This window comes from Micromonospora sp. NPDC047756, assembly GCF_055587245.1.
In genome coordinates this window covers 518,733-541,706 of the sequence record NZ_JBVJGQ010000005.1, presented here as the reverse complement: position 1 = coordinate 541,706, position 22,974 = coordinate 518,733, and the positions used below count along the sequence as shown (strand labels likewise).

Below are 22,974 nucleotides of genomic sequence, written 5' to 3'. Positions count from 1 at the left end.
CCAGCCCTCCGCGATCTTGCACTTTCGGTTGCCGGTTCAGGGGGATTCATCACCCTTGTCGGGACAGAAAGTGCAAGATCGCGGGGGTGGGTGGGGTTAGCGGCGGTTGTATTTGTACATGGTCAGGGTGCCGAAGATCAGGACGAAGCCGGCGCTCCACAGGAGCAGCCACATCGTCGCCGACGGGTCCGGGTCGCCGCTCATCGCTCCCCGGATCGCGGCCACCAGCTGCGTCACCGGGTTGACCTTCACGAACGCCTGGAGCCAGCCGGGCATGGTGCTCGGCTCGACGAAGACGTTGCTCAGGAACGTCAGCGGGAACAGCACCATCATGCTGACCCCCATCACCGACTTCTCGCTGCGCAGGATCAGCCCGAAGAACGTCCACACCCAGGAGAACGCGAACGAGAAGATCACCAGCAGCCCGATCCCGGAGACAGCACCGACCACCCCGCCCTCGGGGCGGAACCCGAGCACCAGCCCGAGACCCAGGATCACCACGGCGGCGAGGATGTAGCGCAGCACGTCGCCGAAGATCATGCCGACCAGGGCGGCCGGACGCCAGATGGGCAGCGTCCGGAACCTGTCGAAGATGCCCTTCTCGATGTCGGTGTTGAGGCCGACGCCGGTGTACATCGTGATCATGACGACGCTGGTCACCATGATGCCGGGCAGGAAGAACTGCAGGTAGTCACGCGGGCTGCCGGCGAGGGCGCCACCGAACAGGTACGTGAACATCAGCACCATGATGATCGGGAACGCGGTCACGTCGAAGAGCTGCTCCGGCACGTGCTTGATCTTCAGCATGGCCCGCCAGCCGAAGGTGAGCGACGCGCTCAGCGCGCTCGGCCGGGGCGGTCGGGCACCGGGCGCGAGCACGGTGGCCAGCGCCTCGGCGGACGGCACGTAGACGGTCGGCGCCCGTTCGGTGGTGGTGGTTGTCGTGGTGTCGCTCATCGGGCTGCCTCCAGCTCGTCGTCGCGCTCGTCGCTCGGCACGGCGGGATGGTCGGTCAGGGCCAGGAAGACCTCGTCCAGGCTCGGCTGGCCGAGGGAGAAGTTGTCGACCACGATGCCGGCGCGGGCCAGGTCCCCGAGCACTCGGGCGGCCTGGGCGCTGGCGTCGAGGTCGGTGCCGGCCTCGCCGACGCGCGCGGTCAACGCCACCGGGTCGGCGGCGAGCTGCACCGGCACGTCGAGCGCCTCCCGGAGCACCCGCTCCGCCTCGGGGCGCTGGCCGGGGTCGCGCAGTCGCAGGTGGACGGTGCCGGAGCCGATCGACGACTTCAGCTCACCCGGGGTGCCCTCCGCGATCACCCGGCCGTTGTCGACGACAGCGATCCGCCCGGCGAGCTGGTCGGCCTCGTCGAGGTACTGGGTGGTCAGCAGCACCGTCGTGCCGTGCGACACCACCGCCCGGACGATCTCCCACACCTGGTTGCGGCTGCGCGGGTCGAGGCCGGTCGTCGGCTCGTCGAGGAAGAGCAGATCCGGGGTGTTGAGGATGCTGGCGGCGATGTCGATGCGTCGCCGCATCCCGCCCGAGTACTTCTTCACCTGGCGGTCGCTCGCATCGGTCAGACCGAACGCGGCCAGCAGGGCCGCGGCGCGGTCCCGAGCGGCCGGCTTGGGCAGGCCGAGCAGGCGAGCCAGGAGCACCAGGTTCTCCGTGCCGGTCAGGTCCTCGTCGACGGAGGCGTACTGGCCGGTGAGGCTGACCCGGGAACGAACCTTGTCGGCCTCGGTGACCACGTTGTGCCCGAAGACCCGGGCCGTGCCACCGTCGGGCCGCAGCAGGGTGGCGAGCACCCGGACCGCCGTGGTCTTGCCCGCGCCGTTCGGGCCGAGCAGACCGTAGACGGTGCCCGCGGGCACCTGGAGGTCGATGCCGGCCAGCGCCCGGGTGTTCCCGAACGAGCGGGTCAGCCCTTCTGCCTCGATGGCCAGACCGGTGGTGCGTCTACTCATGATCCTTACCTTTCGTGTCGGACGTGTTCAGGAGACGTAGGGTCGAGCCGCCCGGCCGTCGCGCAGTGCCAGACCCCACCAGCGCAACTGGTCGAGCAGGACGCCGACATCGCGCCGCAGCTCGTCGGTGCACCGCGCGGTCGGCTCGCCGGCCAGCAGGTCGATCCCGACGACGTCGCGCACCGTCATCGCGTGCAGTGCGGTGAAGACGGTACGTAACTGGTCGACCGCGTGCAGGCCGGTCGACCGACAGCCGTACGACACGAAGCCGACCGCTTTGGCCTGCCACTCGTCGTACGCGTAGTCGATGGCTTGTTTCAAGGGTGCCGGGAAGCTGTGGTTGTACTCGGGGGTGACCACGACGAACGCGTCCGCCCGGCCCACCTCGCCGACGAACGCCCGGATGGACGCGGTCGGCTCGGCGGGGTAGGTGGCCGGGAAGTCGTACTCGGTCAGGTCAACGACCGTCACCGTCAGGTCGTCGTGCCGCGCGGCCTGCTCGACGAACCAGCGCGCCAGCCGGTCGCCGACCCGCCCCTCCCGGGTGCTGCCGACGATCACGGCGATCCGCAACGCTGCCATGGCCCACCCCCCTTCCACAGTGAAGGCGCGAGGTGACGACAGATGCCCGCTAGATCAGATCTAGCGGGCGCGGTTCGGAGGCGAAATGTCGGTGGGATCGGCTTGACTGGGGGTCGACGAACGGGAGCGCAATGGCACAGGTACGCATCGAGCCGTGGCACGAGGACGACCTCGACCTGCTGCGGCAGCTCAACTCACCGGACACCCGCAAGCACACCGGTGGCCCGGAGACCGACGAGCAGGTGCTCGCCCGGCACGACAGGTACGTGAACTTCTCGGGTACCGAGCAGGGCTGCATGTTCACGCTGGTGCTGGCGGACGGGGTGCGGGCGGGCAGCGTCGGCTACTGGGCCCGCGAGTGGCGCGAGAAGCCGGTGTACGAGCTGGGCTGGGCGGTGCTGCCCGCGTACCGGGGGCAGGGGCTGGCCACGGCGGCGGTGCGCGCGGTGGTGGACGTGGCCCGCGCCCGACGGGACCGGCACTACGCCCACGCCTACCCCTCGGTCGACAATCCCGCCTCGAACGCGGTGTGCCGCAAGGCCGGCTTCACGCTGCTCGGCGAGACCGGTTTCGAATACCCGCCGGGGCGGATGATGCGGGTCAACGACTGGCAGCTCGACCTGACCGCCCCACCGACAGCGAGCTGAGGTCGGCGGGGCGGCCGGTGACCGGTCACCAGGTGGTGTCGAGTCGGTGCCGCTGCTCGGCGGTCAGCTCCAGGTCGACCGCTGCCAGGCTCTCCTCCAGTTGCGCCACCGATGAGGCGCCGACCAGCGGGATGGACGGCAGCTCGCCGCCCAGCAACCAGGCGAGCACTATCTGGTTGACAGTGGCGCCGCTCTGCCCCGCCACCTCCCGCAGCGCGGCCAGCCGCCGGGGCGCGCTCGGCAGGTCGTACGCCGAGCTGAGCGGCTTGTCCGCCCGGGTGAACGCCCCCTTGAGCAGCGGTGAGTACGCCACCAGGGTCAGCTCCGGCTCGGCGCGCAGATAGCTGAGCAGGTCTCCGCTGACACCGCCCGGCTCGCCGTCCGGGTCCAGTTCGCTGATCAGGTCGGTGCGGTTGGGCAGGTAGCTGCGGTGGTACTGGAGCACCTCGTAGCCGGGCAGGCCGGCGGCGGCGGCCAACGCGCGTGCCCGCTCCACCCGCCAGGCCCGGTGGTTGCTGGCGCCCAGCAGACCCACTGTGCCCTCGCTGACCAGCTCGGCAAAGCCGTCCACGGTCTCCTGGAGCGGCACGTTCCGGTCTTCGATGTGCGCGTAGAGCAGGTCCAGTCGCTCCACCCCGAGCCGGTCCCGGCTGCGCTCCGCGGACTCGCGGATCACCTTGGCGGAGAGGCCCTCGGCGTTGTCCAGGTAGCTGGTCCCCGGGGCGAGCGGTCGGGCGCCCAGCTTCGTGGCGATGACGATCTCGGGGCCGACGCCCCGGCTGCGCCGCCACCGGCCGAGCAGCTCCTCACTCTGCCCGCCCTGCCCGCCGTCCACCCAGAACGCGTAGTTGTCGGACGTGTCGATGAACGTGCCGCCGGCCTCGACGTACCGGTCGAGGATCGCGTACGAGGTGGCCTCGTCGGTGGCGCTGCCGAAGAGCATCGCGCCGAGGCTGAGCACGCTGACCTCGCGCCGGGTCGCCGGGTCGGCGCCGATCGTGCGGTACCGCATGGGGATCTCCTCTCGTGCGCCCTACCGGTGGGCGCACCGATCACCCTCCAACCTGGAGCGCGCTCCAGGTCAAGCGTTCGCCGTCACCAGGGCAGCACGCCGTATCCACCGCCGCCGTCCATCTGGAAGCCCCAGAGCAGCCCGCTCGGCCCGTCGGCCGGCAGGGTGGCCAGGTGCACGCTCACCTCGGCCCCCTGGTCGGCCGTGCGGAAGCCGCTGTTGCCGTTGAGGTCGGTGGCGCAGTAGCCCGGGTTCGCCGCGTTCACGGTGATCGGGGTGTCCCGCAGCTCCTTGGCGTACATCGCGGTGAGCATGTTCAGCGCCGCCTTCGACGACGGGTACGGCACCGAGGTCAGCTCGAACAGCGCGCCGGCCGGGTCGCTCATCAACGCGATCGAGCCGACCTCGCTCGACACGTTGACGATCCGGGCGGCCGGGGCCCGGCGCAGCAGCGGCAGCATCGCGTTCGTCACCGCCACCACCGCGAAGACGTTCGTCTCGTACAGCCGGCGCAGCGTCGCCACCGTCGTCTCGCTGGGCAGCCCTCGTGCGCCGTCGGCGAGGACGATGCCGGCGTTGTTGACCAGCACGTCCAGCCGGCCGTACTCCGCCTCCACCCGCTTCGCGGCGGCCGTCACCGACTCGGCGTCGGTGATGTCGAGCGACAGGAACACGGCGCCCGCGCCGCCGTCGCGCAGTTCCCGTTCGGCTGCCCGACCCCGCTCGGCGTCCCGCCGACCCAGGCGGTGTTCCGCCGGATCGCCGAGCGCGTCGGCCCCTGATTTTGCCGAGAAGCGCCACACCTCAGAGTCGTGACTGTGGCTCCGAGGTGTGGCGCTCACCGGACCATCAACCGCCGGGCGGCCGGCGGTTCGGGTCAGTTGGGCAGGTAGGCGAAGGTGTCCGGGTCCGGGCCCTGCCGGCCGGCCGCGCCCTTGTCCAGCGCGGTGATCCGCTCCATCGCCGCGTCGTCCAGCTCGAAGTCGAAGATCCGGGTGTTCTCCTCGATCCGCTTCGGGGTGGTCGACTTCGGGAAGATGATGTCGCCGCGCTGCACGTGCCAGCGGAGCACCACCTGGGCGGGGGACCGGTCGAGCTGCCCGGCGATGTCGACCACCGTCGGGTCGTCGAGCACCTTGCCCTGCGCGATGGGCGACCACGCCTCGGTGAGGATGTTGTGCGCACGGCCGTAGGCGCGGACCTCGTCATTGGTGAAGTACGGGTGCGCCTCGATCTGGTTGACCGCCGGCACGACGCTCGCCTCGTCGGCCAGCCGCTCCAGGTGCGACACCTGGAAGTTCGACACGCCGATCGAGCGGGCCCGGCCGTCGCGCTGGAACTCCTCCAGGACCTTCCAGGTCGAGACGTAGTCGCCGTCGTACAGGGTCGGCAGCGGCCAGTGGATCAGGAACAGGTCGATGTAGTCCATCTTCAGCGCCGCGAGGGTCGAGTCGAACGCCCGCCGGGCGTCGTCGGGGCGGTGGAAGGCGTTGTTCAGCTTGCTGGTCACGTAGACCGAGCCCCGGTCGAGGCCGGACGTCCGTACCGCCTCGCCGACCTCGGCCTCGTTGCCGTACATCTCAGCGGTGTCGATGTGCCGGTAGCCCACCTCCAGGGCGGTGGTCACCGCGGCGGCGGTGTCCTTCGGCTCGATCTGGAACACCCCGAAGCCGAGCTGCGGAATGGTGGTGCCGTCGTTCAGGCTGATGTCGGGAATCGTGAGTGCCACTGCAACTCCTTCGCGTCTTCGTTACCTGTCATCCATACCCGGGCAGGTGGACCAATCACCGCCCAACCAGAGGTGACGAAGGCAACGGCGGGCCGGTTCACCCGGTCGTGTCGAACAGCACCGGCCACGGCCGTTCCGCCGGCACCGACGTCGCGGGCGGCGCGGGCACCGTGGGCTCGGCGTCGGCCAGCACCTCCGCGGCGAGTTGGCCGAACATCGCCGCGGCCGGGTGCGCCGACCGGTCCGGCCAGGCCGCCGACGTGCGCCTGGCCAGCGGCGCGTCGGTGATCGGCCGCCAGGCCGTGCGGGGTTCCCGGCGGGCCACGGCCGCCGGTTCCACTGCCACCCCGCCGCCGGCCAGCACCAGCCCGCAGAGGAACTCCGGGTTGCGGGCGGGACGCACCCGCGCGGGACGCCAACCGTGCTGGCGGCACACCGCCAGCAGGTGGTCGTGCCAGCCGGGGGCGGTGGCGCGGGGAGCGGCCACCAGATCAAGACCTTCCAGCGACGCGAGCGTCACCTCGCGGCCGCGGGCCAGCGGCGAGGTGCGCGGCAGCAGCACCCCCAGGGGTACGTCGACAGGGGCGCCGAACCGCAGCCCGTCCGCCGCCACCGGGTGGTGCACGAGCCCCACGTCCAGGGTCCGCTCGGCGAGCATCCGCACCTGCTCGGCGGTGGTCAGCTCGTGCAGTTCCACGTCCAGGCCGGGTGCCCGGGTGGCGAGCCCGTCCAGCAGCGAGCGCAACGTCACGGCGGGCGTCTCCGGGGGCACCCCGGCCCGGAGTACGCCCAGCTCACCGGCGCGGATCTGCCCCATCAGGCTGCGGAGTCGGCCCTCGCCGGCCAGCAGTTCCTCCGCCTCGCCGAGCAGCAGCTCACCGGCGGTGGTGAGACGCACCTGGCGGCGGGACCTGTCGAACAGCTCGACGGTCAGCTCCCGTTCCAGCCGTTGGATCGACTGGCTCAGCGGCGGCTGGGCCATCCCGAGCAGTTCAGCGGCCCGGCCGAAGTGCAGTTCGTGTGCGACCACCACGAAGTGCCGCAGGTGCCGGAGCAGATCCACGGCCGGGACCCTACGCCAACGCCACCGGGGCGGCGCTGGTTACCGTGCTGGCGTGGACGTGGACGAACGCATCGGGGCCATCTTCGCCGCCGTCGGGGTGACGGCCAGCCTGCACGTGGTCGACCTGGACGCCGTCGACCTGGACGCCGTCGGGGGTGGCGGTCGTCGTGAGGTCGGGGTGCGGGCCGACGAGCAGGTGGTGATCGCCTCGATCTTCAAGATCCTGCTGGTGCTGGAGTTCGCCCGTCAGGTCGAGGCCGGTCAACTGGACCCGACCGAGCGGGTGCTGGTCACCGCCGCCGACCGGCTCGGCGGATGGGGTCTGGCCGGCTGCGACGACGACGCCGAGGTGTCGCTGCGCGACCTCGCGTACTTCGCCATGTCGGTCACCGACAACACGGCTGCCGACCTGCTGCTGCGCCGGGTCGGCCCGGACCTGCTGCCGATGCTCGCCGTCGAGCTGGGGCTGACCCGTACCCGCGTCCGCGGCGGCCCTCGGGAACTGGTGGAGATGATGCTCGCCGACGTGGGCGCCCGGACCGAGGCGGAGTTCGCCCGGATCTTCCCCACGCTGCCGGCGGACCGGGTCCGGGCGATGCGGGTCTTCGACCCCGCGCACACCACGTCCAGCACCGCCCGGGAGATCACCCGGCTGCTCACGCTGATCTGGCGGGACCAGGCCGGGCCGGCGGCGGCCTGCGCGATGGTCCGCACCTGGATGGCCCGGCAGATCTTCTGGACCCGGCTGGCCGCCGGTTTCCCGCCCGGCGTCCGGGTCTCCGGAAAGACCGGCACCCTGCCCGGGTTCCACCTGGAGGCCGGGGTCGCCGAATACCCCGACGGCGGCCGGTACTCCATCGCCGTCTTCGCCCGCGCCGAACAGTTGACCCCGCGCCGCATCGACGTGGACCTGGCGATGGGTGAGGCCGCCCGTACCGCCGTCGAGGCGCTGCGCGGCGACTGATTTCGTGACCCTGTGAGCGTCGCCGCACCCCTGCTGAGCAGCACCGATATGCGTCGGCGTATCGCAGCCGACGGCCCTTGATCTTGGACTGCGGCCCGGTGCCGCTGATTGGCTCGTGGTCGACACGTCACCCGACCACGGGGAGTACATCCGCATGCCCAGTCTCGACCGCCGACGCTTCCTGCGCGACGCCGCCGCCACCACCGCCCTGGTCTCCGCCGGTGGCCTCGCCGCCGGCGTCGCCACCCCGGCCCAGGCCGCGCCCTCGACCGCCGCAGCCCCCGGGCCGACCGCTCGCCGCAAGGGCGCGGTCAGCTTCCGCTGGTGGGGCACCGCCGGCTGGCGCGTCGACATCGGCGACCGCACTGTTCTCGTCGACCCGTTCCTCAGCCGGATCGACACCGGGCTGTTCACCGGGGCGTTCAAGACCGACACCGCGTTGACGGTGCGCACCGACGTGATCGACCCGCGGGTCGACCGGGCCACGACGGTGCTCGTCACGCACACCCACTGGGACCACTTCATGGACGTGCCGTACATCGCCAAGCGCACCGGGGCGCGGGTGTTCGGCACGCTGACCGCGTACCACCTGGGGTTGGCCTACGAGGTCCCGTCGACGCAGCTCAGCACCGTGAAGGGTGGGGAGGTGCTGGACTTCGGCGACCACAGCGTCGAGGTGGTCGGCTCGCTGCACAGCCGCAACCCGTCGTACTCGGTGGCCTTTCCCGGGGTGCGGGTGAGCCCGCCGCCGCAGCCGGCCACCATCGCCGACCTGCCGGAGGGCGACACGCTGGGCTACCTGCTGCGGGTCGACGGCGGACCGTCGGTCTACTTCACCGGGGCCAGTGACGTCGCCGAGCGGAACCTCACCGGCCTCGCACCCGACGTGGCGATGGTGGCCATGCAGAACGCCACCACCACCGGCGACTACCTGCCCCGGCTGCTGGCCGGCCTCGACTACCCGAAGGTCGTGGTGCCGGTGCACTACGACAACTTCGAGACGGAGCTGCGGAACCCGCCGCCGGTCGCCCCGACCGACCGCACCCGGCTGAACGAGATGATCGCGGCGGTGCGCCGGATCTCGCCGCGCAGCCGGGTGCTGGTGCCCGAGTACGAGACCGCGTACCACTTCTGAGCAGCGGCGGTGGGGGTCGCCGAGCCGCGACCCCCACCCGCTCAGGAGGCGGCCATCTCCGCCAGGGCCCGCACCGACTTCCAGTTGCGGGAGGTGGACACCACGCCGAGCTTCTTCTCCAGGTACGCGTTGGTGAACTTCGACCGCCCGTAACCGCCGTCGACGTAGTGCAGGAACACCTCCCGGCCGGTCACCGTGAACGACACGTTCTCCCCGCCCGGCACGGCCAGGGCATCCACCGTGGACTTCTCCGGCACGGTGGCGAGGAAGGCCACCAGCAGCCGCGTCGGGTCGTCCTCCCGGTCGGCGTACGGGTTGCCGCCGGCGATCGCCGCCAACTCCCGGGCGCTGCGCACCAGCACCGGAACCGTCAACGCCAGCTCGTCGGTCAGCGCCCGCGCGATGCCGGCGGCCAGCTTCTCCGCGTCGCGCACCGAGCTGCCGAAGACCACGTTGCCGCTCTGCAGGTACGTCCGGGCGTCCTCGTGCCCGAGGTCGGTGACGATCCGGCGCAGGTCGGCCATCGCCAGCCGGGTGCTGCCGACGTTCACCCCGCGCAGCAGTGCGACGTAGCGGGTCATGGCTCCTCCTCGCGGTGCGGACGACCGGCTCAGCGTAGGCCGCCCGGCCCCACCAGGCCCGTCTCGTACGCGACGATGACCAGCTGCGCCCGGTCGCGTACCGCCAGCTTGGTCAGCAGCCGCCCGACGTGCGTCTTGACGGTGGCCTGGCTGAGGTTGAGGTGCGCGGCCAACTCCGCGTTGGACAGGCCCCGGGCGATCAACGCGAGGACCTCCCGTTCCCGATCGGTCACCCCGTCGAGCTGGCGGGGCAGCGGCCGGGTCGGCTCCGGCTGCCGGGCGAACTCGTCGATCAACCGGCGGGTCACCGTTGGCGCGAGTAGCCCCTCCCCGGCGGCGACCACCCGGATCCCGGTCAGCAGGTCCGCCGGTGGGGTGTCCTTGAGCAGGAACCCGCTGGCCCCGGCGCGCAGCGCCCCGTAGACGTACTCGTCGAGGTCGAACGTGGTCAGGATGATGACCCGGGTGTCGGCCGTCGCCGGGTCGGCGCAGATTCGCCGGGTCGCCTCGATGCCGTCCATCTCCGGCATCCGGACGTCCATCAGCACCACATCCGGCCGGTGCTGCCCGGTCAACGCGACAGCCTCCACTCCGGTGCCCGCCTCACCGACGGTGGTGCAGTCCGGGCTGAGGTCGACCAGCAGCCGGAAACTGCCGCGCAGCAACGCCTGGTCGTCGGCGATCAGCACGCGGATCATGCGGTCACCCGATAGGGCAGGCTGGCCGTCACCGCGAAGCCACCGTCGGAGCGGGGGCCGGCCCGGAACTCCCCGCCGTGCAACGCCACCCGTTCCCGCATGCCGATCAACCCGTGCCCCTCCCCGCCGAGCAGAACCGGCCGCTGGCCGTCGTCGGTCACCTCCACCCGCACCTCGTCGGGCAGGACGGTGACCGTGGCCCGGCAGGCGGCCGGCGCCGCGTGCTTCACCACGTTCGTCACCGCCTCCTGCACGATCCGGTACACCGCGAGGCCCACCGACTCCGGCACCGCGCCGGCCGGCTCCTCCCGCCGTACGTCGAGCCGCACGTCGACGCCGCCGATCGCCGCCTGCCGGGCGAGGACCGGCAACTCGTCGAGCCCCGGCGTCGGCGCGTACGGGCTGTCCTCCCGCAGGACGCCGAGCACCCGACGCACGTCGGTGAGCGCGGTACGGCCGGTCTGCTCGATCACCCGCAGAGCGGCACCCGCCTCGCGGGGGTCGGCCTCGGCGACGTGGTTGGCGACGGCCGCCTTCACCACGATGAGACTGAGCGTGTGCGCGACCACGTCGTGCAGCTCGCGCGCCACCCGCAGCCGCTCCTCGGTGGCGGCCTGACGGACCAGGTGGTCACTCTGCCGAACGGCGAGGGCGCGTCGCTCCCGGATCAGCCAACCGATCACCCAGGCCGGCGCGACCATGACGGCGGCGTAGACGACCGCGCCGGTCCGCGACCAGAGGTCGCCCGCGGTCAGCACCAGGCCGACGCTCACCAGCGCCAGGCAACCGGCGGCGCAGATCATCGACCAGCGGGTAGGCGTCGACACGGCCACCGTGTAGAAGGCCAGGGCGATGGCGAACGCCGGCGCGGCGGCCGCGAAGTTGGGTATCACCCCGGTGATCAGGGAGACGCTGGCGACGGCGCTGATCACGACGGCCACCGCGATCGGCCAGCGTCGCCGGACGGCCAACGGCAACCCGAGCGCCATTCCGACCAGCACGGACACCCAGAGCGGCTCGCGTACGCCTCCGTACAGCGGCGATTCCAGCGCCGCGTACGGGCAGAGCAGCCCGCCGACGGCCACCGCCAGCAGACCGTCCACCACGTACAGGTCCACCGGCCGCATCCGTCGGGTCAACAGGAGAGCAGTCACCCGTCGAACGGTAACGACCGGCTGGATCGACCGCGTCCGCCCACGGGTGGTCATCCCGGAGGACGACGCGCCGGTGCTGCCGGGCCTGTGGCTCCACCCGGGGGAGGGCCGGAAAGTGCCCGCTGCGGCACGACGCGCCGCACCCCCGGCGTTCGGGACCGTAACGGTCATGACCACAGACACGGTGACCCTGACGGGGCTGCGCGCGGAGTACGGCACCGGGACCCGGCGGGTGACGGCGCTCGACGGTGTGACCACCAGCTTCGCGAGCGGCACGTTCACGGCGGTGATGGGGCCCTCCGGCTCGGGGAAATCCACCCTGCTGCACTACGCGGCGGGGCTGGACCGCCCGACCGAGGGGATCGTCACCATCGACGGCACCCGCCTCGACGACCTCGGTGAGGACGCGCTGACCCGGCTGCGACGCGACCGGATCGGCTTCGTCTTCCAGGCGTTCAACCTGGTGTCCACGCTGACCGCCGCGCAGAACGTCGAGTTGCCGTCGCGGCTGGCCCGTCGCCGCCCGCCGGCCGGGGACGTGGCCGCCGCCCTCGACGCCGTCGGTCTCGGCGACCGGGCCGGGCACCGGCCGAGTGAACTCTCCGGCGGCGAGCAGCAGCGCGTCGCGGTGGCCCGAGCGTTGATCACCCGCCCGGCGGTGGTCTTCGCCGACGAGCCGACCGGGGCGTTGGACAGCGCGTCCTCCCGACAGGTGCTCCGGCTGTTGCGGGCGCTCGTGGACGACCACGGGCAGACCGTCGTCATGGTGACCCACGATCCCGCCGCCGCCGCGTACGCCGATCGGGTCCTCCTGCTTGCCGACGGTCGCGTCGTCGACGAGCTGACCGACGGGATCACCGCCGCTGTCGTCGCCGCCCGGATCGCCGAGCGCGAGACCGCCCGGGAGCTGTCGTGCTGAGCGTCCGGCGCTCGGCGAGCGCGTTCGTGGCCGTCGCCGTCGGGGTCACGCTCGTCGCGGCGGCCACCCTGCTGCTGGCTTCCGGTCGTCCGCAGGTGCCCGACCGGCTGACGAGGGCGGCGGTCGTGGTGCAGAGCCCCGAGGCGGGCGCGTCGGCCGACGCGTTCATTCCCAGTCGGCCCTGGTCCGCCACCGTGGCGGCGGACCTCACCAGCAGGCTGGCCGGTCTGCCGGGCGTCGCGGCAGCGGTCCCGGACCGGACCTTCTACGCCCAGCCGCTCGTCGACGGCCGGCCCTCGGTCGCCGACAGCCGCCGGGAGGACGCCCACCAGGGGCACGGGTGGTCCAGCGCCCAACTGGGTGGAGTGCGCCTCGCCGCTGGTGAGCCACCCCGCCGTCCCGGTGAGGTGGTTGTCGACAGCGCGCTCGGGCTACGCGCCGGAGCACCTGTCACCCTGCTGACCGCGACGGGTCCGGAGCCGTACACCGTCACCGGCCTGGTCGACGGGCCCGGCGTCCATGTCGCGGACGAGGTCGCCGCCGCCCTCGCGCCCGGTGTGCGCGCCATCGGGCTGGTGCTCGCGCCCGGCGCCGAACCGGAGCGGGTCGCCACGGCGGCCCGCGGCGTCGTCGGCGACGACGGACGGGTGCTGACCGGTGACGCCCGTGGTGCGCTGGAGCCGCGCGCCGACGCCCGCATCAGGTGGATCGGCATGCAGGTGCTCGCCGCCACGGCCGCCCTCGCCGGCTTCGTCACGGTGTTCGTGGTGGCCTCCACCTTCGCGTTCACCGTCGCGCAGCGCCGCCGTGAGCTGGGCCTGCTGCGTGCCGTCGGCGCCACCGGGCGTCAGGTACGCCGGATGGTGTACGCGGAGGCGCTCGCCGTCGGCCTCTCAGCGGGGATCGTCGGTCTGCTGGTGGGGGCGGCGCTCGCCCCGGTGCTGGGCCGGCTGCTGGTCGATGTCGGCTTCGAACCGTCGACCTTCCGGGTCCGCTACGAACTCTGGCCGATCGCGGTCTCGTTCGTCGCCGGCCCGGTGATCGCGGTGCTGGCCGTCTGGTCGGCGTCCCGCCGGGCGGCACGGGTCCGCCCGTTGGAGGCGTTACGGGAAGCCGCTGTGGAACAGCGGCCGGTCGGGCGGGTACGCGCCGCCACCGGCGTGCTGCTCCTCGCGGCCGGGGCCGCGCTCAGCCTCGGCACGGCGACCGCCGACGAGGCTCGGGTGGGGGCGCAGTACGCGCTCTACGCGGTGATGGCGCTCGTGGCCGGCACCACGGTGCTCGCCCCGGTGGTGGTCGGGCCGGTGGTGAGGTTGCTGCGTTCGCCGGTGCGTCGGCCCGGTGGCGCGATCGGGATGCTGGTCCGGGGCGGGGCACTGACCGCGACCCGGCGGACCGCCGCCATCGCCGCCCCGGTGCTGCTCACTGTCGCGTTCGCGGTGCTGGTGTCCGGGATGGTGCGCACCGGCACCGCCGCGTACGCGGCGGGTCGGGCGGACAACGTGAACGCCGGCTGGATCGTCGTGCCGGACCGCGCACCCGGCCTCTCCGACCGGGCCGTCGCCGCCACCGGTGGCACCGCGCTGCTGCCGACCACCGTCTACCGCACCGACCCCGGAACGTCACCGGCGGACCGGCCGATGACCGCGCTCGGCGTGGATCCGGAGGGCTTCGCCGCCGCCAACCGGGTGCTCACCGTCGTCGCCGGTTCGCTGAACGACCTGCGGGGCGACGACACGGTGGTGGTCCCCGCCTCGGCGAACCGGCTGCCGTCCGAGCCGTACCCGGTGGTCTTCGCCGACGGGACGACGGTGTCGTTGCGCGTCGTCGCCGTGGTCGACGACACCTCGATCCCCGGCGACCTGCTGGTGCCCCGGGCCGTGGTGCGGGCGCACGACCCGTCGGCGCTGACGTCCACCGTGTACGTCCGGGACCGGGTCGAGTCGCCGGTCGGCGCGCGGACCGTCGACGTCGCCACCTGGGCGGCCGAGGCGGACGCCGCCGAGGACCGCCTCGTCTGGCTGTTCACGCTGCTGCTGATCGGGGTGTCCGCCGGCTACGGGGCCATCGCGGTGGCGAACACGTTGTTGCTCGCCGCCGCCGGCCGGGCCGCGGACCTGCGGCTGATCCGACTGGCCGGGGCGACCCGGCGGCAGGTCATCTGGCTGGTCACGGCGGAGTCCGCCCTGGTGGTGTTCATCGGCGCGCTGCTGGGTGGGGCTGTCGCGTTCGTCGGTCTGCTCAGCATTCGCGCCGGCCTCGCCGAGCAGGTCGGCGCCCCCGTCGATCTGGTGGTGCCCTGGCCGGTGGTCGGCGGGGTGGTGGGGCTGTGCCTGCTGCTCGCCGTGCTGTCGAGCGTGCTCCCGACCTGGCGGCTGCTCCGTCACCGTCCCGCACGGTCAGCGGTCGGCCTGGTCGACTGACCACGCCCCCCGTACGGGCGCGTGGGCCGTTACCGTCCATGGATGCGATTCGCGCGCCCGCTCGGGCTGCTCCTCTGCGCCGCCGCCGTCGCGCTCTGGGCGTACGGCATGACCACGTGGCAGCCGTTGACCGAGCCGCTCGGCCCGTGGTCGGAGCGCCTGCCGGGCAACAACGCCTACTGGGCGCGCGACCTGCGGTTCATGGCGATCATGGCGGTGCCGCTCGGGTTGGTGCTGGCCGGGCGGGGGCAGGTGCGGTGGAGCGGCCCGGCTGTGGTGCTGGGCGGCTGCTGGATCGCCGCCGACGTGGCTGTCGACCGGGCCGACCTGATCGGCGTCGGCGCGACGGTGCGCCTCGCCGTCGCCGGCTACGCCGTGCTCGGCGTGGTCGCGGCGCTGCTGCTCTGGTGGGAGCGCGCCGTGCCGCCAGTGGGGGAGCCCGACACGCAGGCGGCCCGGGAACGCGGCGCGACTCCGGCCACCGACCGGCGGGTGTTGACCGGCGCGGCCTGCGTGGCCGGGGTCCTGACGCTGGTGGCGGCCGGGATGGAGTCACCGACCGACCGGGAGCCGGAACTGCACCAGGGTGCCGTCGCCACGGCGGCGCTGCTGGTGGCCCTTGCCGTCGCTGCCGCGTTGGCGGCGGCTCCGGCGCGGGCCCGGCGTCGCGTCGGGTTGGCGGCCGGCCTCACCGTGGTGGCCCTGCTCGGCGTCGGGTGGGTCCGTGCCACCGCGCCCGGCACACGCCTGGTGCCGGAGGCCGTTCTCGGGGCGGTGCTGCTCACCGGAGTCACACTGCTGGCCTGGGACTGGCCGGGTGGTCGGCCGATCTGGCGGCACCACGCCCTGGCCGCGCTCATCGCGCTCGTGGGTCCGGTGGTGTTCCTGGTGGCCACGGCCATCCCCATGATGATCCTGCTGCCGATCGGCGCGACGTTCACCGCGCTGGCCGGCAACAGCCCGATCAACGCCGCCGACTCCGACCTACTGGTCTCCCTGGTCGGGCTGCTCGCCGGGTTGGGAATGGCGGTGCTGCTGGCGCGGCCGGGCGTCGAGGACCGCCGGCAACTCCGCTAGCTCACTCGACGACCGGCAGCACCACCTCGTTGCGGCGCAGGAACCACGGTTTCCACGGCGGGTCGAAGCGCGCGTACCGGATGGCACCTGTTGGTTGCAGCCCGGCCGCGGTCACCGACCGGCCGAGCATCGTGGCCCGCTGGCTGAACGCCTGCTCCGTCCACCGTCCGGAGAACCGCATCGCCGCCGCCAGTCGCGCCGGCACCTCGCGGATCCGCACCCGGGCGTCCACCGGCTCGGGCAGGGTGGCGGTGGTGAAGCTGGCCGGCATGACGAACTGGATCAGGTACGCGCCCGGCCACTCACCCTCGATCTGCACGACCGGCACGGTCATGGCGATCTTCTCCGAGCCGCGGACCGCAGCGAGCGCCGGCGCGGCGGAGCCGATCGGGTGCCGGGCCCGATTGGCGCCACCGATGTACGCGGCCAGCGGCCGGAACGCCTCGATCGGCGCCCGGGTGAACGACGCCTGGATCTGCATCTCGGCCACCAGGTGGGCGGGGTACCGACGCAGCTCGAAACCGGGGTGTCGGGACACCACCCGGTACGGCTGCTGTTCGGTCATCGCGCGGCTCCCAGGGTCTGCTGGGACAGACGCTACCGCCCGTCCGCCTCCCGCTCGGCCGAAGTCGGCCGCTCCGCTGGCCCGGGGGCGAGCGTCCGGGTGGTCAACCGCCAGTACTGCCGCTTGCCCTCGTCGCGCAGCACCACCCCGAGCTGGCCCAGCTCACGGCGCAACTCCCGGGCGTCGTCACGGCGGTCCCGCTGGACGGCCCGTTCCCGGGCCCGTAGCAGCGCGTCCGCGCCGGCGGGCAACCCGGGCAGGTCCGGAACCCACAGCCGGTACGCCGACCGGTGCGGGTCGTCGTCCGCCCAGCCCCAGCCGTGCTCCCGGAACGCCGCCGCCAGGTCGGCCGACGGCAGGTCCGTCGACTCCCGGACCAGTTCCGCGCCGTCGGCGTCCAGCAGCACCAGGTGCTTGTCGGCGACGAAGACCACCCGGGTGTGGACCCGGCTGATGGCCCGTTTCTCATCGGAGCGGCGCAGCTGGACCTGCGCCCCGTCGACGGTGACGATCAACCGTTCGGCGGTGCCGATCCCGGCGATGACCAGGCCGGCCAGGACGCCCACCCCGATCGTGCCGGCGGTGGCCTGCGGCTCGGGCAGCCGGTCCAACCACTCGATGAGATCGCTGAACGGCACCCAGGGCAGCCGGGCGAGCCAGCCCGTCGCCGCCGCGAGGAGCCATCCGGCGCCCGCGCCGAGCAGCGGGAAGCCACCCCACAGGACAGCCAGCTCCAGCAGGCCGCCGCTGACGACGGTGCGGGGACGGTAGCCGGCCACGTCCATGGTCAGGACACCTCCCGGCGCAGCGTCCGGAACAGGCCGGCGGCCAGCGGGAGGACCATCCAGGCCAGCAGGGAAACCGCCAGCCGACCCCACTGCTCGCCGGTGACGTGGCTGGTGAACAGCGGCTCCATGGTCCGGCTGGTGTCCAGCCACCCGGCCGGACCGCGCAGCGGCCGGACCAGTTCGCCGAGCACCGACCAGAGGGTCGGCAGCAGCAGGTAGCCGACGATGGCCAACGGCGTGTTGAGCAGCAGCAGACCGAAGGCGGCACCCATCAGCACGCCGGCGACCTGGACGATCGCCCCGTTCACGATCAGCGCCGCGTCGACCTGCCAGGTGCCCGCGCCGCCCGTGGCCGACGCCACGAGCGTCCCGACGCTTGCGACGGCCAGGGTGACGAGCACCGAGGCGAGCGCGGCCAGCACCATGGCGATCAGTTTCGCGGCGACCACCCGCTCCCGCCGGGGCACCAGCGCGTACGTGGTGAGGGCCGTGCGTTGGGACCACTCGCTGGTGATCGACAGGATGCCCAGCACCGGCAGGAGCACGTTGACGGGCAGCAGTGAGGTGACGAAGAAGGTGAAGAAGGTCTGTTCGGAGCCCTCGGCGTAGATCAGCAGGAGGGTGACGATCGCGACGACGACCAGACCGATGGTGATCAGCAGCCAACGGCCGGCCCGGGTGTCCACGAGCTTGCGCAGCTCCACACCTGTCAGCCGGAGCAGCGACGGTCGGCGTACCGATGCGCGATGCGCGGGTGCGACGGTGCTGGCGGGTGCGGTCGTGGCGGTCATCGGACGCCCTCCTTGGTGGATTCGCCGGCGGTCAGGGTGAGGAAGAGCTGTTCGAGGCCGCCGCCGCTGGCGGGGCGTAGCTCGGCCAGCGCGACGCCGGCATCGGCCGCCGCCTGGCCGACCGCCTCGGCGTCGGCCTGCACGAGCAGACCGTCGGAGCTGTCGGCGGCGGTCAGGTTGGCGGCGTCCAGCGCGCGGCGCAGCGCCGCGTCGTCGCGGGCGCGCACCACAGTGCCGCCCCCGGCCAGCAGCTCGTTCTTGTCGCCCTGGGCCACGATCCGGCCACCCCCGATCACCACCAGCCGGTCCGCGACCGCCTCCACCTCGCGCAGCAGGTGAGACGAGAGCAGCACGGTGCCGCCCCGGTCGGCGAAGTCGCGCAGTAGCCCGCGCATCCAGAAGATCCCCTCCGGGTCCAGGCCGTTGGCCGGCTCGTCGAGGATCAACACCCGGGGGTCGCCGAGCAGCGCGTGGGCCAGCCCGAGCCGTTGGCGCATACCCAGCGAGTACGCCCGGACCCGACGCTTCGCGGCCACCGCGTTCAACCCGACCAGGTCGAGCTTCGCGGCGACCTCGCGCCGGTCCAGACCCATCGTGTACGCGGACAGCGTCAACGCCTCGCGGCCGGTGCGCCCGGCGTGCTGGGCGGAGGCGTCCAGCAGCACCCCGACCTCCCGCCCCGGGTTGGGCAGGTCCCGGTACGGGTGCCCGGAGACGGTGGCGCGGCCGGCGGTCGGCGTGGTCAGCCCGCAGATCATGCGCATGGTGGTCGACTTGCCAGCGCCGTTGGGGCCGAGGAAACCGGTCACGGTGCCCGGCTCGCACTGGAACGACACGTCGTCCACGGCCGGGTGTGGCCCGTATCGCTTGGTGAGGTTCTCTACGACGATCATGTTGCCGAGCGTGCCGGGGCCGCCCGGCCATCCGCTGCGGCCACCGGTCGGTGTCGTCTCGACCTTGGTCGATCATCGGATCTCGACTTTGGTAGCTGGTCGTGTCGCCCGTCGGCTGCCTAGCATGGCGTCGTGACCAGCATCGCCGTCCCGGAGCACCCCTGGCTGCTGCCAGGGGAGCTGGTGGTGCCGGCCGAGCGTGTCCGGGAGCGGCCGCGCCGCACCACACGTGACTGGGTGGTGGACGGCCTGGCGTTCCTGCTCGGGCTGCTGTGGGTGCTGTTCGTCACCTTCGACGCCCTGTCGCCCAACCCGGAGGCGGCGATCGCGCTGCCGCACGACTGGATGGTCGGCGTCGACACGGTGCTCGGGCTGGTCTGCTGCGGGCTGCTCTGGGTGCGTCGACGGTGGCCGCTCGGGCTGGCCGTGGCCACTCTGCCGCTGAACCTGTTCTCGATGGCCGCCGCCATCCCGCTGTTGATCATCTACTTCACCGTTGTGGTGCATCGCCGGACCGCCGTCGCGGTCGCGGTCACCGGTGCCGGGCTCCTCACCAACCTGGTCTTCAGTTGGACCCGTCCAGATCCGGTGATGCCGTACTGGGCCACTGTGACCTGGGGGGTGGTGATCACCTTCGCGGTGCTGGCCTGGGGGATGTTCGTCCGGGCCCGCCGACAGTTGATCGTGTCGTTGCGCGAGCGCGCCGAGCGGGCCGAGGCGGAGCAGCAACTGCGGATCGCCCAGGCCCGCCACCTCGAACGCACCCGGATCGCTCGGGAGATGCACGACGTGCTGGCCCACCGGATCTCGCTTCTCAGCCTGCACGCGGGTGCGCTGGAGTTCCGCCCGGACGCGCCGGCCGAGGAGGTGGCGCGGGCCGCCGGGGTGATCCGGGGCAGCGCCCACGCCGCCCTTCAGGACCTGCGGGAGGTGATCGGGGTGCTGCGCGCCGAGGACGACGGTGCCGGCGACGCCCCCGAGCCGCCGCAGCCCACCCTCGCCGACCTGCCCGCACTGATCGCCGAGTCGCGGTCGGCCGGGGTGCGGGTCAACGTCAGCGACAGCGTCGCCAGCCCGGGGGAGGTGCCGGCGGCGCTGGGTCGGGCCGCGTACCGGATCGTGCAGGAAGGGCTGACCAACGCCCGCAAGCACGCTGCCGGCGCGGCCGTCACCGTCGACGTGGCGGGCGGGCCGGGCGCTGGACTGACGGTGGCGATCGGCAACCGGTGGCCGGTCGGTACGCCGGCCGGCGGCACCCTGCCGGGTGCCGGCACCGGCCTGGTCGGCATCAGCGAACGGGTCACCCTGGCCGGCGGGCGGCTCGCCTACGGTCGGGACGACAGCGGTGACTTCCGGCTGGCCGCCTGGCTGCCATGGCCGGCGTGACCAGCCCCGCCGGACCGCCGGACGCGAACGGGTCGGCCGGACCGGCTACGCCGCCGGTACGCGTGCTGATCGTGGACGACGACGCGTTGGTCCGGGCCGGGCTCTCGATGATCCTCGGCGGTCTGCCGGACCTGGCCGTGGTCGGCGAGGCGGCCGACGGTGGCGAGGTGCCGGCGGCCGTGGCCGCGTACGCCCCGGACGTGGTGCTGATGGACATCCGGATGCCCCGGGTCGACGGGCTGACCGCCACCGAGGCGCTGCGTGCCCAACCGCACCCGCCCGAGGTGCTGGTGTTGACCACCTTCGACGCCGACGAGCAGGTGCTGCGGGCGCTCCGCGCCGGAGCGGCCGGCTTCCTGCTCAAGGACACCCCGCCGGCGGAGATCGTTCGTGCCGTCCGCCGGGTCGCGGCGGGCGAGGCGACGCTCTCGCCGACGGTGACCCGGACGTTGATCGCCCACGTGACCGCCGCCGCCCCCGGCCCGGTCGGCCCGGACCCACGCCGCGAACGGGCGCGGCGGCTCCTCGCCGGGCTCAGCGAGCGGGAGCGGCAGGTGGCGGTCGCGCTCGGGCGGGGCCACACCAACGCGGAGATCGCGGGGGAGCTGTTCATGAGCGTGGCGACGGTGAAGGCATACGTCTCCCGGCTGCTGACCCGACTGGAGCTGAACAACCGGGTCCAGGTGGCGCTGCTCGTCCACGACGCCGGCCTCGTCTGACGGGCGGCCTTCTGAGAGTCCAAAGAAGTGGTGCTATGAGGGCGTTTGTCCTATAGCGGCGTCGCTAAGACGCACTGCCTCCCGGCAGTCGTGTATAGTTACGAGCAGCATTGCAGGGGCCCCCGCCATTATGGCCGGGGCCCTCTTGCTTCCCGCTATCTCCAAGACGACTACCGGCGAGGCTCGAGGAGATCGGCCACGGTCAGGCCGGTTTCGCCTCCGACCAGTTTCAAGCCGACCTCGGCTCTGGCAGCGAGGTCGAGCGGGGGAAGCCCTTCGACGAGTGTGGCGTGAGTGATGCGGTCGAGTCCTGCGCCCACGAGTGGGGCGGCGACGCGCAGGGCCGCCTTTAGCGCCACGCCCTGCGTGGAGCCTCCGTGCAGCACGATGTTGCGGGTCCGGTATAGGCGCCTCATAGCGATTCGAAAGACGGTGACCGCGGTCCCCAGCTCGCCTTTGGGGTTGGCGACGACCCGACGCATGCGGTGCACGGCTGCAATGTCGGCGTCGCGCCGGAAGCGATCAGCAAGTTCTAGTGTTTCTCCTGCCGTCAGCGCCGCTGCCACCGCGGAGGCCCGTTCTCGATTAGTCATGCAGGTCCTGAGTATCTCGGCGAGGGCATCGGCAGGCTCAGGTTGATGTCTGTGGGCGAGAGCGGTCAGTTCCGCCCGTGGCCACGAGCACGCGATGATTGCCGCCAGGCGGTCGGCGGCAACGGCCTTGCCTGATCGTTCCTCCTCTGCGGGATCGTCCGGGTGTGACAGCAGCGATTCGACTGCGGCCCACGCCCCCGCGACTGCTGGACCGAGAACACCCCGGTTCACCGGCGCGGCTAGCTCCAAGGCGTCGTCGATGAGGGTGCGTTGTTTATCCACCTGATAGAGGTGTCCCTCATTCACCAGGGACAGGACGTCGGCACCCCTGGCAGGGGTGGCGAAGGGAATTGGTTCGGGGTGATGATCAACCCATAGCTGTGAGGCAGGTCTGATCCCGCCTCTGTTGCCTCGCATGAAGCACGAACGCGCCACCATGCGCTCGACGAGGTCGCGGACCTGGCTCGCTGCACCAAACGGGTCTCGCGCGACCACCCGATAGAGGAATCCACCGCCGACGCGTATGCCGCTCGTGGCATGACCGCGTTGCCTGAGCCAGTCCACGACTTCCCGGCCGGAGGCCCACGCTTCGTGCTTCTGGGCCTGCTCCCGTTCAGGAACACTGTCGAGAGCCGCGAGGACGGTGAATTCCCGGGGTGCGGCGGTGTCGAGCGCCACGGCACCCCGCAGGACGGATTCGGCGCTTGCCTGCTGGCGGGCAAGCTGCCCGATCCAGGCTGCCAGGTGGCTCGCGTCGTAGCCAAGATCGAGCAGATGTGCCGCGACGACGCGAGCGAGCCGTTCCGGCTGCGGCCGGTGCCCCGCGGGACGGGCCGCGGCGGCTGCCCAGCGGCCCAGGTAGCCGCCGCGGGCATGGTCAACAACCTCTTGCAGGCGGCGGTGTGCCGGACTGGGGTCGGGGAATGGCTTGCTCAACAACGAGGTCAGCTCGGCGCGCAACTCCTTGTTTCCAAGACCAACGTCAGGTCCGATGACCTTCAACAATTCGTGGCGCTGCCAGTCAACGGCGGCCACGGAGAGCACCCGCTGGCGAGCCCACGAACTGGCCTCCAGCAACTCTTCCAGGGCGAGCAGTGAGCCGATATCCCACAGTCGGCGCGGCCACGGGAGCCCTTCGAGGGTGAAGAAGTCAATCATCCGAGCGCGAACATGACTGTCATACAAGCTTGTCGACTCTTCGGAGGCCACCGGTACACATTAGAGTGACGCTCGGTGATCGTCGGGTAACCTCAGCGGCCGGTTGCCTGCCACATTCAAAGGACCACTC

The 22,974-nt window shown here is 72.3% G+C and carries 23 protein-coding genes; 8 read left to right on the top strand and 15 right to left on the bottom strand.

The window, feature by feature from the left end; all coding sequences use genetic code 11:
* Positions 1-96 precede the first annotated feature (96 nt).
* The 3 genes from ACZ6NZ_RS19195 to ACZ6NZ_RS19185 are packed head-to-tail and all read right to left on the bottom strand — an operon-like array spanning position 97 to position 2,549.
* A complete protein-coding gene (locus ACZ6NZ_RS19195; protein WP_465859368.1) occupies positions 97-957 on the bottom strand; it encodes an ABC transporter permease in 861 nt (286 codons plus the stop codon).
* Positions 954-1,967 carry an ATP-binding cassette domain-containing protein gene (locus tag ACZ6NZ_RS19190; protein WP_465859367.1) on the bottom strand — a complete coding sequence of 338 codons (1,014 nt, stop codon included), beginning with the start codon at positions 1,965-1,967 and terminating at the stop codon, positions 954-956. Before ACZ6NZ_RS19190 ends, ACZ6NZ_RS19195 begins: the two co-directional genes overlap by 4 nt.
* Positions 1,968-1,994: 27 nt before the next feature.
* Entirely contained in the window at positions 1,995-2,549 is a 555-nt protein-coding gene (locus ACZ6NZ_RS19185) for an NADPH-dependent FMN reductase (protein WP_366610545.1), read from the bottom strand.
* 131 nt (positions 2,550-2,680) lie between these two features.
* On the opposite strand from ACZ6NZ_RS19185, the gene ACZ6NZ_RS19180 reads away from it, so the two are divergent.
* Positions 2,681-3,196: a GNAT family N-acetyltransferase gene (locus ACZ6NZ_RS19180; protein ID WP_465859366.1), complete on the top strand. Its 516-nt coding sequence runs from the start codon at positions 2,681-2,683 to the stop codon at positions 3,194-3,196.
* A 25-nt stretch (positions 3,197-3,221) separates the two neighbouring features.
* On the opposite strand, the gene ACZ6NZ_RS19175 is transcribed toward ACZ6NZ_RS19180, so the two are convergent.
* The 4 genes from ACZ6NZ_RS19175 to ACZ6NZ_RS19160 all read right to left on the bottom strand — a co-directional run bounded on the left by ACZ6NZ_RS19175 (position 3,222) and on the right by ACZ6NZ_RS19160 (position 7,000).
* The gene (locus ACZ6NZ_RS19175; protein WP_465859365.1) at positions 3,222-4,208 is read right to left on the bottom strand and encodes an aldo/keto reductase; all 987 of its coding nucleotides are present in this window, start codon (positions 4,206-4,208) and stop codon (positions 3,222-3,224) included.
* An 83-nt stretch (positions 4,209-4,291) separates the two neighbouring features.
* Positions 4,292-5,050: an SDR family NAD(P)-dependent oxidoreductase gene (locus ACZ6NZ_RS19170; protein ID WP_465859364.1), complete on the bottom strand. Its 759-nt coding sequence runs from the start codon at positions 5,048-5,050 to the stop codon at positions 4,292-4,294.
* Positions 5,051-5,085: 35 nt separating this feature from the next.
* Complete coding sequence (locus tag ACZ6NZ_RS19165) at positions 5,086-5,937, bottom strand: aldo/keto reductase (protein ID WP_465859363.1); 852 nt, start codon at positions 5,935-5,937, stop codon at positions 5,086-5,088.
* A 97-nt stretch (positions 5,938-6,034) separates the two neighbouring features.
* Positions 6,035-7,000 carry a LysR family transcriptional regulator gene (locus ACZ6NZ_RS19160; RefSeq protein WP_465859362.1) on the bottom strand — a complete coding sequence of 322 codons (966 nt, stop codon included), beginning with the start codon at positions 6,998-7,000 and terminating at the stop codon, positions 6,035-6,037.
* A gap of 52 nt (positions 7,001-7,052) precedes the next feature.
* Here ACZ6NZ_RS19160 and ACZ6NZ_RS19155 point away from each other — a divergent pair, with 52 nt between their 5' ends.
* Positions 7,053-7,964 (top strand): serine hydrolase, encoded by a 912-nt coding sequence (locus ACZ6NZ_RS19155; RefSeq protein ID WP_465859361.1) that lies wholly within the window; start codon positions 7,053-7,055, stop codon positions 7,962-7,964.
* A 154-nt stretch (positions 7,965-8,118) separates the two neighbouring features.
* Positions 8,119-9,099, top strand: a complete 981-nt coding sequence (locus ACZ6NZ_RS19150) for an MBL fold metallo-hydrolase (protein WP_366610557.1) — start codon at positions 8,119-8,121, stop codon at positions 9,097-9,099.
* A 41-nt stretch (positions 9,100-9,140) separates the two neighbouring features.
* Here the strand turns inward: ACZ6NZ_RS19150 and ACZ6NZ_RS19145 are convergent, their stop codons facing one another.
* From ACZ6NZ_RS19145 to ACZ6NZ_RS19135, 3 genes are read right to left on the bottom strand one after another with little or no spacing between them, the layout of a single operon-like run.
* The gene (locus ACZ6NZ_RS19145) at positions 9,141-9,680 is read right to left on the bottom strand and encodes a DUF1697 domain-containing protein (protein WP_465859360.1); all 540 of its coding nucleotides are present in this window, start codon (positions 9,678-9,680) and stop codon (positions 9,141-9,143) included.
* A 29-nt stretch (positions 9,681-9,709) separates the two neighbouring features.
* Positions 9,710-10,378: a response regulator transcription factor gene (locus ACZ6NZ_RS19140; RefSeq protein ID WP_366610561.1), complete on the bottom strand. Its 669-nt coding sequence runs from the start codon at positions 10,376-10,378 to the stop codon at positions 9,710-9,712.
* Positions 10,375-11,532: a sensor histidine kinase gene (locus ACZ6NZ_RS19135; RefSeq protein WP_465859359.1), complete on the bottom strand. Its 1,158-nt coding sequence runs from the start codon at positions 11,530-11,532 to the stop codon at positions 10,375-10,377. Before ACZ6NZ_RS19135 ends, ACZ6NZ_RS19140 begins: the two co-directional genes overlap by 4 nt.
* Before the next feature lie 169 nt (positions 11,533-11,701).
* Between ACZ6NZ_RS19135 and ACZ6NZ_RS19130 the strand changes: the two genes are divergently transcribed.
* Genes ACZ6NZ_RS19130 through ACZ6NZ_RS19120 form a run of 3 tightly spaced genes read left to right on the top strand, consistent with a single transcriptional unit; the run spans position 11,702 to position 15,951 of the window.
* Complete coding sequence (locus ACZ6NZ_RS19130) at positions 11,702-12,451, top strand: ABC transporter ATP-binding protein (protein WP_465859358.1); 750 nt, start codon at positions 11,702-11,704, stop codon at positions 12,449-12,451.
* Positions 12,445-14,874 (top strand): FtsX-like permease family protein, encoded by a 2,430-nt coding sequence (locus ACZ6NZ_RS19125; RefSeq protein WP_465859357.1) that lies wholly within the window; start codon positions 12,445-12,447, stop codon positions 14,872-14,874. The genes ACZ6NZ_RS19130 and ACZ6NZ_RS19125 overlap by 7 nt, the downstream gene beginning before the upstream one ends.
* Before the next feature lie 42 nt (positions 14,875-14,916).
* Positions 14,917-15,951 carry a hypothetical protein gene (locus ACZ6NZ_RS19120; RefSeq protein WP_465859356.1) on the top strand — a complete coding sequence of 345 codons (1,035 nt, stop codon included), beginning with the start codon at positions 14,917-14,919 and terminating at the stop codon, positions 15,949-15,951.
* A gap of 1 nt (position 15,952) precedes the next feature.
* Here the strand turns inward: ACZ6NZ_RS19120 and ACZ6NZ_RS19115 are convergent, their stop codons facing one another.
* Genes ACZ6NZ_RS19115 through ACZ6NZ_RS19100 form a run of 4 tightly spaced genes read right to left on the bottom strand, consistent with a single transcriptional unit; the run spans position 15,953 to position 18,988 of the window.
* The gene (locus ACZ6NZ_RS19115; protein ID WP_465859355.1) at positions 15,953-16,516 is read right to left on the bottom strand and encodes an SOUL family heme-binding protein; all 564 of its coding nucleotides are present in this window, start codon (positions 16,514-16,516) and stop codon (positions 15,953-15,955) included.
* 32 nt (positions 16,517-16,548) lie between these two features.
* Positions 16,549-17,301 carry a YqeB family protein gene (locus tag ACZ6NZ_RS19110; RefSeq protein WP_465859354.1) on the bottom strand — a complete coding sequence of 251 codons (753 nt, stop codon included), beginning with the start codon at positions 17,299-17,301 and terminating at the stop codon, positions 16,549-16,551.
* A gap of 2 nt (positions 17,302-17,303) precedes the next feature.
* Positions 17,304-18,095, bottom strand: coding sequence for an ABC transporter permease (locus tag ACZ6NZ_RS19105; protein WP_465859353.1), 792 nt, complete (start codon positions 18,093-18,095; stop codon positions 17,304-17,306).
* Positions 18,092-18,988 carry an ABC transporter ATP-binding protein gene (locus ACZ6NZ_RS19100; RefSeq protein WP_465859352.1) on the bottom strand — a complete coding sequence of 299 codons (897 nt, stop codon included), beginning with the start codon at positions 18,986-18,988 and terminating at the stop codon, positions 18,092-18,094. Before ACZ6NZ_RS19100 ends, ACZ6NZ_RS19105 begins: the two co-directional genes overlap by 4 nt.
* A 132-nt stretch (positions 18,989-19,120) precedes the next feature.
* Between ACZ6NZ_RS19100 and ACZ6NZ_RS19095 the strand changes: the two genes are divergently transcribed.
* Together ACZ6NZ_RS19095 and ACZ6NZ_RS19090 are read left to right on the top strand one after the other, a co-directional pair.
* The gene (locus tag ACZ6NZ_RS19095) at positions 19,121-20,374 is read left to right on the top strand and encodes a sensor histidine kinase (RefSeq protein ID WP_465859351.1); all 1,254 of its coding nucleotides are present in this window, start codon (positions 19,121-19,123) and stop codon (positions 20,372-20,374) included.
* Positions 20,353-21,093, top strand: a complete 741-nt coding sequence (locus ACZ6NZ_RS19090) for a response regulator (protein ID WP_465859491.1) — start codon at positions 20,353-20,355, stop codon at positions 21,091-21,093. The genes ACZ6NZ_RS19095 and ACZ6NZ_RS19090 overlap by 22 nt, the downstream gene beginning before the upstream one ends.
* Before the next feature lie 170 nt (positions 21,094-21,263).
* Here ACZ6NZ_RS19090 and ACZ6NZ_RS19085 read toward each other — a convergent pair whose 3' ends face one another.
* Positions 21,264-22,844, bottom strand: a complete 1,581-nt coding sequence (locus ACZ6NZ_RS19085) for a hypothetical protein (RefSeq protein ID WP_465859350.1) — start codon at positions 22,842-22,844, stop codon at positions 21,264-21,266.
* Between the last annotated feature and the right edge of the window lie 130 nt (positions 22,845-22,974).

What these genes read in the sequence shown, in the direction of transcription:
- ACZ6NZ_RS19195 (WP_465859368.1), bottom strand. Translation starts at nt 957, where the DNA reads ATGAGCGACACCACGACAACCACCACCACCGAACGGGCGCCGACCGTC.
- ACZ6NZ_RS19190 (WP_465859367.1), bottom strand. Translation starts at nt 1,967, where the DNA reads ATGAGTAGACGCACCACCGGTCTGGCCATCGAGGCAGAAGGGCTGACC.
- ACZ6NZ_RS19185 (WP_366610545.1), bottom strand. Translation starts at nt 2,549, where the DNA reads ATGGCAGCGTTGCGGATCGCCGTGATCGTCGGCAGCACCCGGGAGGGG.
- ACZ6NZ_RS19180 (WP_465859366.1), top strand. Translation starts at nt 2,681, where the DNA reads ATGGCACAGGTACGCATCGAGCCGTGGCACGAGGACGACCTCGACCTG.
- ACZ6NZ_RS19175 (WP_465859365.1), bottom strand. Translation starts at nt 4,208, where the DNA reads ATGCGGTACCGCACGATCGGCGCCGACCCGGCGACCCGGCGCGAGGTC.
- ACZ6NZ_RS19150 (WP_366610557.1), top strand. Translation starts at nt 8,119, where the DNA reads ATGCCCAGTCTCGACCGCCGACGCTTCCTGCGCGACGCCGCCGCCACC.
- ACZ6NZ_RS19145 (WP_465859360.1), bottom strand. Translation starts at nt 9,680, where the DNA reads ATGACCCGCTACGTCGCACTGCTGCGCGGGGTGAACGTCGGCAGCACC.
- ACZ6NZ_RS19140 (WP_366610561.1), bottom strand. Translation starts at nt 10,378, where the DNA reads ATGATCCGCGTGCTGATCGCCGACGACCAGGCGTTGCTGCGCGGCAGT.
- ACZ6NZ_RS19130 (WP_465859358.1), top strand. Translation starts at nt 11,702, where the DNA reads ATGACCACAGACACGGTGACCCTGACGGGGCTGCGCGCGGAGTACGGC.
- ACZ6NZ_RS19120 (WP_465859356.1), top strand. Translation starts at nt 14,917, where the DNA reads ATGCGATTCGCGCGCCCGCTCGGGCTGCTCCTCTGCGCCGCCGCCGTC.
- ACZ6NZ_RS19115 (WP_465859355.1), bottom strand. Translation starts at nt 16,516, where the DNA reads ATGACCGAACAGCAGCCGTACCGGGTGGTGTCCCGACACCCCGGTTTC.
- ACZ6NZ_RS19110 (WP_465859354.1), bottom strand. Translation starts at nt 17,301, where the DNA reads ATGGACGTGGCCGGCTACCGTCCCCGCACCGTCGTCAGCGGCGGCCTG.
- ACZ6NZ_RS19105 (WP_465859353.1), bottom strand. Translation starts at nt 18,095, where the DNA reads ATGACCGCCACGACCGCACCCGCCAGCACCGTCGCACCCGCGCATCGC.
- ACZ6NZ_RS19100 (WP_465859352.1), bottom strand. Translation starts at nt 18,988, where the DNA reads ATGATCGTCGTAGAGAACCTCACCAAGCGATACGGGCCACACCCGGCC.
- ACZ6NZ_RS19085 (WP_465859350.1), bottom strand. Translation starts at nt 22,844, where the DNA reads ATGATTGACTTCTTCACCCTCGAAGGGCTCCCGTGGCCGCGCCGACTG.